We start from the raw sequence: 16923 nt of genomic DNA on the forward strand, positions 1-16923 counted from the left end.
ACGTGGCGGTGTAGGCGCGATTGCTAGCCAGGGATGGCTAGCAATCTTTCCCGCCGGAAGCCGACACTCTCCGGCTGATAGATCGCTTGTCCGGTTTGCGCAAAAACTAGACATTTTAAGATAACAATTTGAAATATATTGGTTAATTTATATTTTTTATACATTATCTACATCTTTATCCACAAATTATGTGGATAACATAGGAGGGATTAATATTTTGTGGTTAACTTCTATGGTCAGCGGCATGCGGTTCCAAATGTTACGGCTTGATTAAAATTTGATCAAATTAATTCAATTGATTGATTTTAAATAATTTAATAGTGTATTTATCAGTTTTTCTACAATCTTATCCACAGATTGTGGGGATAAGTGCGCCGTCCGGCGTTAAATTGGACCTAGGATTTTAGTGGCCGACTTTTTAAGCGGACCAGATTTTCGTCACGTTGTTTATTAGTTTGCTATGTTTATAAGTAATTGAAATAAAATATTATTTTTTAACAGTTACCAAGTTGCGGACAATTTTATCCACAGAAATTGTGGATAAAATCTATAGGTTCGAAAATATGTGTTTAAAAACTTGTTTATCATGGACTCCAATGAATCTTTAAAATGTCGATCATGGTAAGTCGTACTGAGGAAATCGAATTTCGGAGTGGCGCCGAAGCACCGCCGCTACCCGATCGGACCGTCCGTTTTATCCTGCATTGCTTACGGCAGTTCCGGTTATGGATTCTGCTGATGATGTTGTTAGAAACCGGACAGGCCGCAGGCAGCATTCTGGTACCCTATGCCATTAAAGCCTTGATGGATGCGGTTGCATCGAATCCGAGCGCGGAAATGTTATGGGAAGTGACCAAGCAACCGTTAATACTCCTGGTTGGGCTCAATCTGGCTGAGATTTTATTCAGCCGCAGCAGTGGCGCATTGTTGATCATAGTCGGCCCGCGCTTGCGTCAACGGACCGCCCGTTTGTTATACGCCCATCTACAGCAGCATTCGCCGCGTTACTTCAGCAATCATTTTGCCGGCAGCTTGGCGCACAGAATCAGCGAAACGGCGATGAGCGTCAATCACACGACGTGGTCGGTCCTGTTTGATTTTTGGCCGATTAGCGTTACGTTTACGGTTTCGATCGCGTTGTTGCTGGAAGTGCATACTCAATTGGGCGGTTTTGTCGCCGGCTGGGTGTTTTTATACGTTGGGATTTCGTTTTGGCTTGCGACAAAATGTCAGCCCTATGCCCAAAACTACGCGGCGACCCGAAGCTTGGTCAACGGCAAGATCGTCGATACCGTGACCAACATGCTTAACGCAAAATTGTTCGCGCGTCTGGATTACGAACGCGAGTACCTGGAAGGTTTCTTGGAAACCGAAGTGCGCGAAGGCCGGCGTACGTTCTGGTTCATGGAGAGAGTGCGTTGGTTCCAGTTCGTCGCGGCAGCCGGCCTTAAGATCGGTACTATAACTTATGCGCTATTTCTGTGGGGCAACGCTGAAATCAGCGTTGGCGACTTCGCGATGAGTACGGGCCTGGCGCTGCTGATCATAGGCGATGCGCGCAATTTGACCCGCCGGTTTTTGGAGTTTTTCGAATATGTCGGTAACGTAGCCAATGGGGTCGATATCATCGTCAAGCCGCATGAAATCGTTGACGTTCCTGACGCCAAGCCTTTGCGGGTGACGGCGGGCCGAATCGAATTTCGAAACGTGCGTTTCGAATATGAACCCGGAAGGCCGGTATTCGACAATTTGAATGTGGCGATCGAACCGGGACAGCGGGTTGGCTTAGTCGGTTTTTCCGGATCAGGCAAGTCTACGTTTGTCAGTCTTATTTTGCGCAATTACGAGCCGCAGTCGGGTGCGATCATGGTAGACGGGCAGGATATAGGCCGGGCCACTCAGAAATCGTTGCATCAGCAAGTAAGTTTGATTCCGCAGGATCCGAGCTTGTTCCATCGCACCTTAAAGGAAAATATCGCCTATGGGCGCCCGCATGCCGGAGATGAAGAAATCCGGCAAGCCAGCCGTATGGCGCATGCCGATGCTTTTATCGATGCAATGCCGGAAGGCTATGAGTCTTTGGTTGGTGAACGCGGAGTCAAATTGTCGGGCGGCCAACGCCAGCGTATCGCCATTGCCAGGGTGATGTTGAAAGATTCGCCGATCTTGATTCTGGATGAAGCCACCGCCAGTCTGGATTCCGTAACGGAGAAAACCATCCAGGAAAATCTCGATAGGGTGATGGGGCGAAAAACCGTCATCGCCATCGCTCATCGCTTATCGACCATAGCCCATCTGGACCGGATCTTGGTGTTCGATCGCGGCCGTATCGTGGAAGACGGTAGTCATGACACACTTTTGTCGCAAAAAGGTTTTTATTACCGCTTATGGACCATGCAGGCAGGCGGCTTTTTACCCGACGAATAGTCGATTGTCCTAAGCGGGTGGGAAACCTACTGTATTGCGTGTGATGCTTTGGTAACATCGGAGATGGCGCGATTCTATCGGTAATCGCGTTTTCCCAGGTAAAATCATCAAAACTATTTGATATCTTACAGCCATGGCTTTGAATTCGACTAATCGGCAAGCTCTAAAACAATTTGATTTTCTACCCGACGGCATCCTGACAGTTCCGGTCGAACAGCTTTATGCCTTGGTCCCGGAACCGACATTATTTCATCTTTCCGGAAAGCGTCCGGAAACGCTTTTCGTATCCGTGCTTTTGCATGGCAACGAACCGACCGGTTTTCTGGCTGTTCAGAAGCTGCTGCAAAAATATCAGGGACAAACGCTTCCCCGCGGCCTGACCTTGTTTTTCGGCAATACCCAGGCGGCGAAATTCAATCAAAGAAGATTGGAACATCAGTGCGACTTCAATCGAATTTGGCCCGGCACGGCATTGCCTCACTCCGTTGAAACCGAATGGGCGCGACAAATCTGCGACAGCATGCGCCGGCGCGGCACATTTGCCAGCATCGACGTGCATAACAATACCGGCCTTAATCCGCATTATGCGTGTGTGAACAAGCTGGACGACACTTTTCTGCATCTTGGGGCGCTATTTGGCCGGTTGTTGGTATATTTCACGCATCCTAAAGGCGTGCAGTCGGGCGCATTCGCCGAGTTTTGCCCGGCCGTGACCTTGGAGTGCGGCCGTCCGGATCAGCCGTCCGGGATCGAGCACGCGTTTCAATTCATCGATAGTTGTTTGCACTTGCATGAGTTTCCGGCGCATCCGATCGCAAGACATGACGTGGACATTTATCATACCGTGGCTCAAGTCACCGTCGATGAGCGCATAAGTTTTAGTTTCGATGACACGGCGGCCGATTTATGCTTGAGTTCGGATTTGGAAAGGATGAATTTTACCGAAATTCAGGCTGGAACTTCTTTAGGCGAGGTAAACGGCGGGCACATACCGGTCATTGCCAGGGACAACGACGGCAACCCGATTACCGAACAATTTTTTAGGCTGACGGATGGGCAGTTGCAGATCACCAAAGCGACCATGCCGTCGATGTTGACCTTGAATGAACAAGTCATCCGGCAGGATTGTTTGTGTTATTTAATGGAACGCTTATCGCTTTCGCTTAGATAAGGTTCAAAGTTCATGGATTAAATCGATCTTCATTTCGCTTGCCGGGATGATTGGGCGATTTGCACGTTTTTTGCACAATTCCGGGCAATAATGTCTTAACTGTTTAATGAGCCATGTTGTGCATAAATCGATACGGGCCAAATTTTTTTTGACGTTTTTGCTGACCACGCTGTTGGTGGTGGCCGGCATGTATGTGTTTATGCGCTGGTCGTTAGATCGCGGTTTCAAAGAATGGGTGGAATCGAGGCAACGCGAGCGGGTTGAGAATCTGATAGAAAGTCTGAGCGATGTTTACGCCGCATCGGGCAGTTGGGAGTCTTTATCGGTAAATAAGCGCGAATGGCTTCGTTTGCTGATCCAGTCCGACCAGCGGCACCGGCATCACCATCCTTTGATGGACAAGGAAATGCTTGGGACATCCAGCGAATGGCCGCCGGAAATCGATTTCGATCATGGACACCAACGGCGTTTTATCCCGTTGGAACTTCGCGCGATGCTATTGCGAGCGGATCAATCGATTGTATTCGGGCGGCCGGAATTACTGGAGCGCTTGACGCTATATCCGATCGAACATCGGGACAAAGTGGTCGGTTATCTCGGCTTATTGCCGGGTAGGCCGGACAACCATTTAATAGACCGGCATTTCTTCGAACGGCAGGCGCAAACATTTGCCTGGATCGCGCTGCTCATGGTCGCTCTATCGGCGGGATTGGCGTTATTGTTGGCTTACATATTGGGCAAACCGATTAGGCGGATTGCCGCCGCCGCTAAACAGTTGGCTGTTGGACGCTACCAAGTTAGATTGCCCGTCGAATCCGGCGACGAATTGGGTCAGTTGGCACGGGACTTTAACGAAATGGCCGCGGCTTTGGAACAGTCCGAGCAATCCAGGCGGCAATGGGTGGCCGATATTTCTCACGAATTGCGTACGCCGTTGTCGGTGTTGCGGGGCGAGTTGGAAGCGTTGCAGGATGGGATTCGGCCGATGGACGCAGAGGCGATCGAATCCTTGCTGGCTGACGTATTGCGCCTCAACCGCCTGACGAACGACCTTTATCAGTTGGCCCTGTCCGATCAAGGCGCATTAACTTATCGTAAAGCGTTAATTCGTCCCGTGGCCTTGCTAAAAGGAGATTTGGCCGCGTTGCAGCCGGCGTTCGATAACAAACAAATCGCGGTAACGTTGAGAGATCATACCCAAGGGCGCCTAACCCTATACGCCGATTCGGATCGTTTGTCCCAGTTGTTTCGTAATTTGCTGAATAACAGCGCCAACTACACCGATAGTGGCGGCAGACTGGATATTAGCGTTAGCCAACAAGAGAGCCTATTGCTGATCGAATTGGCCGATAGCGCGCCTAGCGTGCCTCAAGCCGATATGCGGCGACTATTCGATCGCTTCTATCGGGTGGAAACTTCCCGCAGCCGAAATCATGGCGGAGCCGGCCTGGGTTTGGCTATATGCGGCAATATCGTGTCCGCCCATAACGGCCGCATCAGCGCGCATCCGTCCAAATTAGGCGGGTTGGCTATCCGTATTGAATTACCGTTGAATTGATAATGAACCGGACAAATTACATTCTTATCGTCGAGGATGAAGCAAAATTAGCTCGGCTGGCGCAAGACTATTTGAATAGCGCAGGCTTCGATACCGAGATTTTGACTAACGGCGATGAAGTGTTGCCGCGTTTAACCGAAAAGGCGCCGGATCTGATATTGCTGGACCTGATGTTGCCCGGAACCGATGGCCTAACGCTGTGTCGGGAAATTCGCAAATTCAGCCAAGTGCCCATCATCATGCTGACCGCCAGGATTGAAGAAATCGATCGCTTGCTGGGTTTGGAATTGGGTGCCGACGATTATATTTGTAAACCGTACAGTCCGCGGGAAATGGTTGCGCGGGTAAAGGCGGTATTGCGCCGTTTGCAAGAGCGGGGCGATGCCCGCTCGGGCCAGGCGCTGACATTGGACGGCAACCGTTTCCGGGTGTCGGCGTCAGGACGGGAAGTCGAGTTGACCGCTGTGGAATTTCAACTATTTCAAACTTTGTTTCGCAGGCCGGGTCATATTTTCTCGCGTTCGGTGTTGATGGATTTGATCTATCACGATCAGCGTATTGTTTCCGATCGAACCATCGATAGTCATATCAAAAAGCTCAGAAAAAAACTGGAAGACCTGTTGCCGGAACACGAACTGATTCACTCGGTCTATGGGGCCGGCTATCGCTACGATCCGCCGCCCGACAAGCCGGCTTAAATTTGCACAATCTTTCCACATTTGCTGCAAATTGTTTGTGAATTCGCCGGATAGACTGAATACCGAAAACGACGATAGTTCGTTTTTAACTCAAAACAAAGGAGAACCATCATGAACAAAAAAATCGCAATCACATTATTGGCCGTAGCCTTGCCATTGGCCGTTGCAGCCTCCTCAGGCGAAAAAGGGCCTGATCATTTTGGCCATCATCGAGGAGACCGAGTCGAACGTCTAGCCAAGGAACTGGACTTGAATGCGGATCAAAAAACCAAATTAGAGGATATTTTCAAGCAAGAGCACGAAAAGTTCGAGGCGCTGCGGCAGGAAACCCATCAACAAATACAAGGCGTGCTGACTCCGGAGCAAATGACTAAATTCGAGCAGCTAAAGAAAGAACGTCACGAAAAATGGCGCAAACGTCATGAGGAAAGAAAACAACAGCAATCCGAATCCTCTGACGATTAATTTGGTAACTCCTCGGATTGTGTGAGCCACGGATGGCGCCGCCAAGACTGTTATCTCGACGGGATCAAAACCGTCAAACCCGCTAAGACCTACGAAAAGCCGAACGCGTCAACGGCGCCAAAGCGATTGCCTTACAAATATTCGTGCTAAACTCGCTGACCGATATTCCGTATTTTCCAAGGTTGACAATATGGTAGGGGCCAGGACCAGTCACACACACCCTCTTCAAATCGCCGAAGTCCGCGCCCGGCCGTCGTATGGTCGGATCGGAATTACTTTCTGCCCCGGCAAGCATGATCATGTTGCTCTTACGGGCGCCTGGGCGCGCGACCTCGGTATCGATCTGGATACTATCGCGGCCTGGGGGGCGAAGTTGGTGCTGACTCTAGTGGAGCCCGCGGAACTCTTGGCGCTCAAGGTGCCGCAGCTCGGGCATGAAATTCACAGACGAGGCATCGCCTGGTGCCACCTGCCCATTGCCGACTATTCCGTTCCCAGCAAGGCTTTCGAACAGCAATGGCTTACGCAAGGCCGCGAGATTCGCCAGATGTTGCGCACGGGGGACGATGTGCTGGTGCATTGCAAGGGCGGGCTGGGACGGGCCGGCATGATCGCCGCTCGGTTGCTGGCGGAGTTGGGCATGGATCCCGAACAGGCGATCCAAGCCGTTCGCCGCGTGCGCAAGGGCGCCATCGAGACGCCTGCGCAACTGGCTCTGGTGCGTCGAACCACGCCCATCGATTGATCGGCTGCATGGCGAAGAACGCTGACGCGACTCCGATCGATACCACCATGATGCGGCGAGTTGGCGGGCAACAGGGCACCAATCCCGCAGGCATTTATCAAGACGACAGCGGACGACGCTTTTACGTGAAGACGCTGGAATCCGTGGCGCATGCCCGCAACGAGATGATCGCGGCCAAGCTTTACCGATTGGCCGGCGCCCCGACCTTGACCTATCTAAGCACAAAAGACCCGTGCAAGATTGCAACCGAGTGGGTCGAACTCGACAAAAAGTGTATCGCGCATCTCAGCGAAAGCGAACGCAAACAGGCTCAGCGCTGGTTCGGCGTGCATGCCTGGACAGCCAACTGGGACGCCGCCGGCTTCAATGGCGACAACCAGGGTGTCGTCGACGGCACGGTGCTGACGCTCGATGTAGGCGGAGCCTTGGCCTTTCGAGCGCAGGGGGATCCCAAAGGCAAAGCGTTCGGCACCCGCGTGGACGAGCTCGATGTGCTGCGATGCGACGATGGCAACCCGCACGCGGTCAAGCTGTTCGCGGACATGAGTCTTGAGGATATCGAACAGGCCATTATGGTGGTGGTTCATATTCCAGAAGAACTCATTTGCCAGACCATCATAGACATCGGAGGCAGCCAGAAGCTGGCCGAAAAAATGGTCGCGCGCAAAGCCGATATGGCTAGGCGCTTGCGTGTGACTGGTTAAGTCGAAATTAATTAACAGAGTTTCAAATACCTTTCAGCCCTTAAGCAATTTAGGTTCTAGAACGCTTTAGGGAGGCCGGTTTTGTTTGTTAAACGCCGAGAGTGCAGGTTCGGCCAATTTCTGTCGGTCAGGACCCTCCGCTTTATTGCGATGAATATCGCAGAATTCTGCTTGTTAAATGTCAATGGCTGACAGTTAATTTTGCAGCCAGATTTGCTTTATATCAAAAACATTTAAAATGGTCGGCAAAGTATTAATTGCTGTATTTATTAGGACGCGCCACACTAACTTTAATCCAATATAAAATAGGATTATCTAATGTATTTCGAATTAGAAGAAAATATTTTATCAAGAAAACATTGCTTTGCTATTGACGGGTGCTTATTGATGATTTTCGTCGCTTGACTAATGCTTTATCCTAATTTTAGTTTCCAAAAACTACTTAAAATAAAGCTTGTAAGAGTCATAAATTCCAATTTGTTGAACATAGTTTCACCTATCTCAGCGTTAAAATATAATAACTCTATAGTTTACTAGATCTACTCAGGTCGTCATTTACGTGACGAAACCTCAAAAAGTATATCGCTTGTTTGAGCAGCCACAAGTCCACATATTATAATTCTACGTTTAATATGGTCATTTAGTGTTGCAATCCTTAATAGCCTGAAACAATAATATGAAAGACCGTAAAAATAGTCTGCTCCAAGAGGAGAGTTGAACAAATTACTTCCAATGCTTCGAATATGACCGATTAGCTGCCACGCTTGATCATCGCTATTATTTATTTCGGTATTTGCGGCAATCTTATTTTCAATAGCCCAAAGTTTACTAATAGAATCATTAGTTTTAATTCGCTTTATCCAAGGCCAATTCAATCTAACACTGGCTTCTAGGGTTATTAGATCTTCGTAACAATGACCGATGCCCGTATCTCGAAAATCAATTAATGCTAAATTCCCATCTGGTGAGATAATGACATTGTTAGGATTTAAATCACCGTGAACAATTGACCACAATTTTGTCCCTTCAAGCTTTGATTCTGCCAGTTTAGTCTGCAGAAACTTTGGCCATGATTCCAACTTTTTCCCTAGTAGAATCCATGTTGTATTATCTTCTTTTAACTGAGGCATATTATCGCGCAAAAAAATGTGAAGCTTTTGTTTATCCTCTTCAAACCATGCAGCGTCTTTCTTGTAAAAACGCTCAAAATATCTTTCTGCCAACGACGAATATTGAACATCTTTATACGTTCTAATCCAAAAGGTATGAGGCCCGTTGAATAAATTTTGTATAATTGATTTACATTCAATAAAATTACCTGCCTTCAATAGATCTGTAAGCGTGGATAACCCAGTTTCTCCATGAGCAAATGAATACGCAATTGCACCCCAATCAACACTTTTACCATGCCCAATGATGTCCACTCGCATTTGATGGGGCAATGTCCATTTTACGAAAACCTCGTACCGGTTAAGTTCTTCTCTCCAATCGTTAATTTTCGATAACTTTAATACAACCGGAAGAGCTTTTCGGCCATCCGACCCCATTTTCGCTTTTAGTTCGAAGACATAGCTAGTACTACGCCCCCCACCCAATTGTTCAAGTTCCACGTCGGAAATTAATGAAGAGGGATGAAACGGAGGGTGATAAGATATGGTTTGCCTTATAAGATCGAGAAATTCGTTTCTTTCAGGTGGGGGAACGTCGTTAATGGGCTTTATATCTGTACAAAAGTTAAATGTACGAACATGACTAAAGCGAAAACTCTGAAATAACCTTTCAACATAATTTGGATTGTTAGTAAATCCTTTTCCAAATATCGACATCTTTGGAATAAATAAATCATATCGAAATGGTAGTTTTTCGACCTCGCTGATATTCCAATCCCCTGATGTAATCGCGATCGTAAATAGCCCTGGGCATTGGCTTTTTACATCTGAAATGAGGCCTAAGCCAAGAGGATCTCCAGTGTTTAACGAAAGATCACAGACAAACACATCGAGTCGCCCATTTTGTGCAGCCTTAACAACTTCATCAGAGGTTTTTACAGCATAAACGTTTACAGGTAACTCACAAGTTTCGAACAGCTTTCTAACTCCATCTATTACGCCATTCCTTTGAAATTCATTTGGCTCTAAACAGGCAATTTCAATCATAAACACTTTTTTGGCTTATAAATTTACGGAGCTATTTCGTCGACCGCGATTGGTATGCGAACGACTAATCGTGTTTTCATGTTACTACTATCAGAAAAAGCCTCAAAAGTGCCTCCAAGTTGGCGACATATAATACCAACTAACAACAAGCCTCTTCTAAGTGAATTACCATTTTTTTCTACAGTTTTTTGACCGATATGTTTCAGTAAGTCATCTGGCAATGGAGGATCAATAGTGCAATCGACGTGAAGAAGGCCTTGGATAAATTTTTCGACATTTTTTGTGCTTTTCAGGCGTGATTTATAGAAACCTACTGATATGCTCGTTGATCTTTCGTTACGGTGATTGAAAGCATTTGCTATAAAATTTTTAATTATAAATTGAATAGCCCTACTTTTAAGCTCATGCAGAAAGAGATTTGGCAATCTAGGCATTAACTTTACACGTGAAAAAATATTATTTCTTACCGATTCGAGCTGCGTATCAAAATCATTGGTTAATTTATTTAGCATTTCAGAGAAAATGAGTGATTCCTTTTCGTCTTCATTATGAGTAATAAACTCGTTCCTGCTGAGATCTAACATTTCTTTAACTTTACTTAATAATTCAGGATGAAGTGCGAGGCTCATATCAATAATTCCATCAAGTTCGTGATATGCATCTAAACACGCTAACTTTTCTGCAACGAATGAGGAGTCACGTATTAAATTACTAGACGTATATAGATCGGAAATCAGAGACGAAATTGTTTGGAAAAACCACATATCGTGATTAAAGGCATCTAGCAATCTCGACTCAAAATATAATACACCAATCGGAGTAGTACCTTGATAGACCGGTACGAATAATTCACTTTGAGTTAGCTCAGGCGGATTGATTAAATTCTTTAAGCCGGTTTCTTGAATATATTTAAAAGCGTTTCTCGTATCACCAATACAAAGCGGATCAGAATTAAAATAAGCCCTCTCAAAGCAATTTACAATCGCCGAAGAGTCAAACAACTTTCCCGGAATAAAATTTGTAACAAACGGCAGGCGATCAGTTATCTCTCCTTCCGAATAAGAAACATTAATTTTTGGAATAAATCCATGAAATTTCGGTGTATATATCCAGAATGAGCATCTGTAGGATGATGTGGTCCATAGTACTTCAGATAAAGTATCAGAGACTATTGTTTCATTATCTTTAAATGGCTCTGTCCTAAACAAGTTTGATCTATTTAAGTTATTGATTTTTTCAGCAATTTTTTTTACCAGTTCATGCTGCCTTTTATGTAGCAACTCATCAAAATAAAAAGAAATTAGTTCTTGAATTAAATATACATCATCTTGCCGCAAACCATGCTTTTGGCGTGATATTAAAAGTAGTTGTGATCTTGTTGAAATTGAGTCACTTGAGCGTGATAATGGAAATAATATTCTATCGATGCATTTTATTTCTCTATTTTTTCTTTGGGAAAATTGATCTCCTATCTCCATAAGTTTCGAACATGCTATAGCTTCACTTGCAGTTTTCGAATTTTCTGAATCAAGCAAGAAACTTTTCTTACTAAAAAAACCATTCGCCAGCTTCCTGGAGATATAGCGGGTTTCCACTTTTGGTTTGCTTAATAAACTTAAATTAGCATGAGCCTCGTTTTCTATAAAATATTTTCTTTTATCATACCCCTCAAGATGAGATCGCTTCTCAATTAACTCAACGCTTACATCTAAATTATCTTCAATAAAGCTTGCTAAAGTATCTATATTTAATTTATTCTTGCGCGACAAACTTTCGGTCAATTTTTTTGTATATTTATTAAGCCTCTCTTTTTCCATGCTTCTCCAAATTAGCGTATTGTGCACTATTAGGTTAAGATGTTCACATATATCAATAAAAAATTGATTATTTTGCTTAAATGATTTTGGCAAAAATAATTGGCAAGCATGTCTTGTTATGCAATACATATCTTTTGTTAAAATATTTTTCTCATCGCTATCTTTATTCAACCCGGAGATGTTAGTCGAAAAAAATAGACCAATAAATCGATTTTCATGCTTTACTCTAATTAAATATGAAATATTGGCAAAAACACTAACGAAGTCGGAAAATGCTGAACTTGGCAGAAACCCAAAATCGTACAGTATTGTTAAGTTTTTATTCTTCAGCGTAACAAATAAATCCTTTCTATTAATCCAATCATTATCCTCGTTTTCATTCATGATTAAATACCCTGACCTGATTTGTTTTTGTTCTGCAGGAAATAAATGCAAACAGTTATTCTAATACTCAAAAAAGTAAATTAATAAGAATTAATCCTACATTATCGTCACTTTCCGACGAGCGTGTAAAATAAGTGGATTAGTAAGCTAACTTCATACATGCGCGATAGAAACATCATCCAGCTTGAAGAAAATCCAGATGGTGATCAAATTTCGCCTTTTAATAAATAGATTCCCTTACGTGTAGGATAAAAAGGCACAGTACGTGCCTGATTTCAATTCGCATTTCGACAATCTAATAGTTCATACTGTACTTGAATAGATACAAGTTTATCAATCGTTATTACTGAGTAAGATGGTTCAATCGGGATCGATTAGATTTGATTAGCTTACACTTCTTGATTTGAATGACCGACAGCCAGGAAATAAATGGCCGCTGCATACCCCTAGGGGTCAATATTAAAGATTTCCCAATGACCGGTGGGTAGCTTAAATCCATATCCGAATGTTTCAAAAGGGTCGAAGCGAGCCGGTCAGTGGGTTTCCGTCAAGATGAATTCGAGTTTCAGTTTAGATAGATGTCCTACTAAAAAGGATAAACATCAAAGATGGCTGCCCTCACTCGTATGAAACTGCCGGTGGACATGCCTTAGGCTTCAGATTGAAGCTTATCTGTTTAAAACAATACGAAACTGAATACGCCAGGCTAGTATTGCAAATCTCCGATACCGAAGTATTAACAACGGTTGCGATCATGCCGGTCAAGTTCGAGGCAAAATCAACATTTGTCGCTACGATTCAAGTTTGTAGCTAAGGACGTATTTCTTGTCCCGTTTCATTGTCGGGTTTACGACAATTTCCATTTCTGAGCTTGCAAAGTTTTGTTGCGATTCCGCTAATGTTTGTTCCGATTGCCCAATCAATGCAGGTTTTGCAGTTGGCAAGCGATTTGCATTATTAGTCGCGAGAGCGTTAAACACGCTCGGTATATTGCAACAGCTTGATGTGATCCAGGTTCAACTATGAATTCCGAGTCCCGCACCATCATCATCGACGATACCACGCTACGTGACGGCGAACAGTCGGCCGGAGTTGTATTTTCGTTGGAGGAAAAGTTGGCCATTGCCCAGCAGTTGGCGGCAATGGGTGTGCCGGAGCTCGAGATTGGAATTCCGGCGATGGGTGAACAGGAGCGGGATGAAATCAAAGCCATTGCCGCTTTGAATCTGTCCAGCAATTTGCTGATTTGGTCGCGCATGCGCGATGACGATTTAAAACACTGCTTAGGTCTCGGGGTCGACATGGTGGATTTGTCGATTTCGGCATCGGACCAACATATTCAGCACAAGCTCAAACAAAGCCGCAAATGGGTGCTTTCAACGATAGACCGCTGCGTGAAATCGGCCGTTGACGCCGGAATGCGGGTTTGTGTCGGTGCCGAAGACGCTTCCCGCGCCGATAGCGATTTTTTGGCGCAAATAGCGGAAGCCGCGCAACAAGCCGGAGCCTGCAGGATTCGTTTTGCCGATACGGTGGGCATTATGGAGCCGTTCGGCGTGGTGGATGCGATCCGGAAACTGCGTTCGGTAACCGACATGGATATTGAAATGCATGCCCACGACGACTTGGGTCTGGCCACGGCTAACACCATGGCGGCCGCGATTGGCGGCGCGACTCACGTCAACACCACGGTCAACGGCCTGGGGGAACGTGCCGGTAACGCCGCGCTGGAAGAGGTCGTTGTCGGACTGAAGCAGTTGTACGGAATTGAAACCGGTGTCGATTTACGCAACTTCACCACCCTGTCGCACCAAGTGGCGACAGCCTCGGGCGATACCATCGGCAGCCGTAAAAGCTTGATCGGCCGCGACGTATTCAGTCATGAAGCGGGTATTCATGTCGATGGTTTGCTGAAAGATCCGTTGAATTACCAAGGCGTCGATCCATCGATAGTCGGCCGCTACCATCAGCTCGTGCTCGGTAAGCATTCGGGCAGTCAGGGTGTGATGCACGCCTATCAACAAATGGGCATAGTCATTAATCGTTGGCAGGCGAGCAAGCTGTTGCCATTGATACGCCAGTTCGTCAGCATCAACAAACGGGCGCCGCAATCTACAGATTTAAACCAACTTCTTCTCAGTTTATAGCGAGGTGTGACATGACTGAAAGTATTCATCAAACCGGCAGAATGGAGTCGACTGGACATCGTCAACAGGAACTTACCGTGCAGAATGAGTCACACGCTCGTCCGGTCGACGACGATCGTTTTCCAGGCTCATTCTTCCGGGTGCCCGGCGTACCCAAGCCGGGCAAAACCACTTGGAGTTTAGCAAAATGATGTTTTTCTCGCCGCCTCGTTCCAACCCTGTCGCAGGTTTATGGCAAGACTGGCGAGAAGACGTCGCTTGTGTATTTGCCCGCGATCCGGCGGCGCGTAGTGTATTAGAGGTCATGATGGCCTATCCCGGTGTTCATGCGGTCTTGTTTTACCGCTTAGCTCACCGCTTATGGCTTGCGGAGTGGAATTTGGCGGCTCGATTATTGGCGGCGTTCGCGCGTTGGTTGACCAATGTCGACATCCATCCGGGCGCGACCATAGGGCGGCGTTTTTTTATCGATCACGGCGCTTGCGTTGTGATCGGCGAGACGGCCGAGATCGGTAACGATGTGACCCTTTATCACGGCGTGACCTTGGGCGGGACGACCTGGAACAAGGAAAAACGCCATCCGACTCTGGGAAACAATGTGTTGGTCGGAGCAGGCGCCAAGATATTGGGTGCGATCACGCTGGGAGACAACGTCAGAGTCGGCGCCAACTCGGTGGTGGTAAAAGATGTGCCGCCTTGCTGCACGGTGATAGGCATTCCGGGGCGCATCATTCAACAGAAAGGCGTGAAGATTCAAAATCCTCGCGGTATCGATCTCGATCATCACCTAGTGCCGGACCCGATCGGTAGAGCGATCAATTGCTTGGTTGAGCGTTTGGATAAGCTGGAAGAGAATCAAGAAAAGTTCGTGGTTATGGAGCCCGAGACTTGCGAGAGCTGCGACTCGGACGGTGTCTGTCATGGTGAGGAAAAAATCGTTTTTAAACAAGCGGCGGGTGGTCGGTAATGGATTTGTTGGAGTTTGAGGCAAAAGACTTGTATTTCGAAACGGACGACAGTGAGGAAGTGCAGCAATTAATTCAATTTGCCTCGGAGAGATACGAAAGTGGAGAAGCCGAGCTTCCGTTGCTTAGGGCTTATTTGCGGGCGCCGGAGTCTTTGAATGTGTTGGTCGCGCTAAACCGGTTTTATTACTACCAGCACAGGCTCGCCGAAGCGTTGCTGATTTCCGAGAAAGCTTTGACTTTGATTCGAGACGCCATCGAGTTTCCGGAAGATTGGCGGGAATTGGAAACAAGTCATATCAGCGATGCGCCTAAAGACCGCTTAACAAAAGTCAGGTTTTATCTATTTACGCTGAAGTCGGTCGGATTTCTGAATATGAGAATGGAGAACCTGGAATTGAGCCGCGGTATATTCGAAAAGCTGGTGGCTTTGGATTACAAAGACAGGATAGGCGCTAGGGGATTGTTGGAATTAGTATTGCAACGACAAGCAGCGGTTGCTGTTTGACTTGCGCTTTCAGTCAGCCGGAATCCGGAATAGGCATTTCCGGCGAGATTTACAACATTGGGTAACGAGGATGTCAAAAGAAAAATTTAAGTCGGCGTTGTTTCCGGCCTTATTGTTTGTATGGTTGGCTGTGTATTTGATGGTAAGCGACCCTAGCATCATAGGGCCTTTTTAGAACGTTTGCTGCAAGCCACCGCTCTATTTTCTCAATGGTGGGTTTTGCCCGCCCTTCAATCAAAAGGTGATTGTCATGATGAAGCATAAACCTAAATCTGATCCGTTTTTGACCCAAGCATCCGTGATGCTGGCGATTATGTTGGTGATGTATGCGCTAGGTGGAGACGGCGGCAATCTGGATCACCTCATCGCCGCGAGGTAGTTTTTATGAATTTTGAAGACGATATGGAAGAACTCGAATCCGCTGAAGACTTTTTGCAGTATTTCGAGTTGGACTACGATCAACGCACTGTTCACGTCAATCGCTTGCACATCTTGCAACGCTTTCACGATTATCTGGATAAAGGGAAAGATCAGATACCGGAAGACGAGGACAGCAAGCGTCAAGTCTATAAGCAGCTATTGGCGCGGGCTTATCAGGACTTCGTAGAGTCGGACGCCCAGACCGAAAAAGTGTTCAAAGTCTTTCATATGTCCGAACCGCAAACCGCGTTTGTTTCATTAGGTGACATCAAAACATGATTGAAGACCGTTATGACGAAGGTCGTTTCGAATACGGCGAAGCCGTAAGGGTTACACGCAATGTTCGAAACGACGGCACTTACCCGGGTAAGGAAATCGGCGACTTGCTGGTACGCAGGGGAAGCGTCGGCAATGTGGTCGAAGTCGGCACGTTTTTGCAGGATCAGGTCATTTTCACCGTACACTTTCTGGACCAAGGGCGGATGGTCGGTTGCCGGCTGGAAGAACTGATACCGGCCGATGCGCCCTGGAACCCCAGCCGCTTCGAATTTCGCGATAAGGTGGTTTGTAGTATCGATCTGGGCGTCAACGGCAATGTTATCGTTGATAAAGGGACGGAAGGTGAAGTGCTTAAGGTGTTGCGAGATCTCGTGCCTATGCAATATCACGTACGCTTTCCCGGTAAGACCTTACAGGTGCCGGAAAGCGTCTTGGAACCGGCCGACCCGGACAAATTTCAAGAACCGGAGGATTAAACC

The 16923-nt window shown here is 46.6% G+C and carries 16 protein-coding genes; 14 read left to right on the forward strand and 2 right to left on the reverse strand.

The features are described from left to right. Positions 1-609 precede the first annotated feature (609 nt). The 7 genes from ACW73I_RS20105 to ACW73I_RS20135 all read left to right on the forward strand — a co-directional run bounded on the left by ACW73I_RS20105 (position 610) and on the right by ACW73I_RS20135 (position 7768). Positions 610-2427, forward strand: coding sequence for an ABC transporter ATP-binding protein (locus ACW73I_RS20105; protein ID WP_458031283.1), 1818 nt, complete (start codon positions 610-612; stop codon positions 2425-2427). A gap of 133 nt (positions 2428-2560) precedes the next feature. Then, positions 2561-3598, forward strand: coding sequence for a M14 family metallopeptidase (locus ACW73I_RS20110; RefSeq protein WP_458031284.1), 1038 nt, complete (start codon positions 2561-2563; stop codon positions 3596-3598). 118 nt (positions 3599-3716) lie between these two features. Beyond that, complete coding sequence (locus tag ACW73I_RS20115; RefSeq protein ID WP_458031285.1) at positions 3717-5156, forward strand: ATP-binding protein; 1440 nt, start codon at positions 3717-3719, stop codon at positions 5154-5156. 2 nt (positions 5157-5158) lie between these two features. Then, a complete protein-coding gene (locus ACW73I_RS20120; RefSeq protein ID WP_458031286.1) occupies positions 5159-5854 on the forward strand; it encodes a response regulator in 696 nt (231 codons plus the stop codon). 111 nt (positions 5855-5965) lie between these two features. After that, positions 5966-6319, forward strand: a complete 354-nt coding sequence (locus tag ACW73I_RS20125) for a hypothetical protein (protein WP_458031287.1) — start codon at positions 5966-5968, stop codon at positions 6317-6319. A 190-nt stretch (positions 6320-6509) separates the two neighbouring features. Further along, positions 6510-7064 carry a cyclin-dependent kinase inhibitor 3 family protein gene (locus ACW73I_RS20130; RefSeq protein WP_458031288.1) on the forward strand — a complete coding sequence of 185 codons (555 nt, stop codon included), beginning with the start codon at positions 6510-6512 and terminating at the stop codon, positions 7062-7064. A gap of 8 nt (positions 7065-7072) precedes the next feature. Further along, positions 7073-7768, forward strand: coding sequence for a hypothetical protein (locus tag ACW73I_RS20135; RefSeq protein ID WP_458031289.1), 696 nt, complete (start codon positions 7073-7075; stop codon positions 7766-7768). Between the two features lie 551 nt (positions 7769-8319). Here the strand turns inward: ACW73I_RS20135 and ACW73I_RS20140 are convergent. Both ACW73I_RS20140 and ACW73I_RS20145 read right to left on the reverse strand, forming a co-directional pair. Further along, positions 8320-9924, reverse strand: a complete 1605-nt coding sequence (locus ACW73I_RS20140) for a phosphotransferase (protein WP_458031290.1) — start codon at positions 9922-9924, stop codon at positions 8320-8322. A gap of 23 nt (positions 9925-9947) precedes the next feature. Next, entirely contained in the window at positions 9948-12125 is a 2178-nt protein-coding gene (locus tag ACW73I_RS20145; RefSeq protein WP_458031291.1) for a hypothetical protein, read from the reverse strand. Positions 12126-13147: 1022 nt separating this feature from the next. On the opposite strand from ACW73I_RS20145, the gene nifV reads away from it, so the two are divergent. The 7 genes from nifV to ACW73I_RS20180 all read left to right on the forward strand — a co-directional run bounded on the left by nifV (position 13148) and on the right by ACW73I_RS20180 (position 16920). Beyond that, positions 13148-14272 carry a homocitrate synthase gene (gene nifV, locus ACW73I_RS20150; RefSeq protein ID WP_458031292.1) on the forward strand — a complete coding sequence of 375 codons (1125 nt, stop codon included), beginning with the start codon at positions 13148-13150 and terminating at the stop codon, positions 14270-14272. An 11-nt stretch (positions 14273-14283) separates the two neighbouring features. After that, a complete protein-coding gene (locus ACW73I_RS20155; RefSeq protein WP_458031293.1) occupies positions 14284-14463 on the forward strand; it encodes a hypothetical protein in 180 nt (59 codons plus the stop codon). Then, positions 14460-15239 carry a serine O-acetyltransferase gene (cysE, locus tag ACW73I_RS20160; protein WP_458031295.1) on the forward strand — a complete coding sequence of 260 codons (780 nt, stop codon included), beginning with the start codon at positions 14460-14462 and terminating at the stop codon, positions 15237-15239. Before ACW73I_RS20155 ends, cysE begins: the two co-directional genes overlap by 4 nt. Then, positions 15239-15745, forward strand: coding sequence for a hypothetical protein (locus tag ACW73I_RS20165; RefSeq protein ID WP_458031296.1), 507 nt, complete (start codon positions 15239-15241; stop codon positions 15743-15745). The genes cysE and ACW73I_RS20165 overlap by 1 nt, the downstream gene beginning before the upstream one ends. Positions 15746-15995: 250 nt before the next feature. Beyond that, positions 15996-16124, forward strand: a complete 129-nt coding sequence (locus ACW73I_RS20170) for a hypothetical protein (protein WP_458031297.1) — start codon at positions 15996-15998, stop codon at positions 16122-16124. A 5-nt stretch (positions 16125-16129) separates the two neighbouring features. Then, entirely contained in the window at positions 16130-16444 is a 315-nt protein-coding gene (gene nifW / locus ACW73I_RS20175) for a nitrogenase-stabilizing/protective protein NifW (RefSeq protein WP_458031298.1), read from the forward strand. Beyond that, positions 16441-16920, forward strand: coding sequence for a nitrogen fixation protein NifZ (locus tag ACW73I_RS20180; protein WP_458031299.1), 480 nt, complete (start codon positions 16441-16443; stop codon positions 16918-16920). Before nifW ends, ACW73I_RS20180 begins: the two co-directional genes overlap by 4 nt. Positions 16921-16923 lie beyond the last annotated feature (3 nt).

The organism is Methylomonas sp. MgM2 (assembly GCF_054172045.1).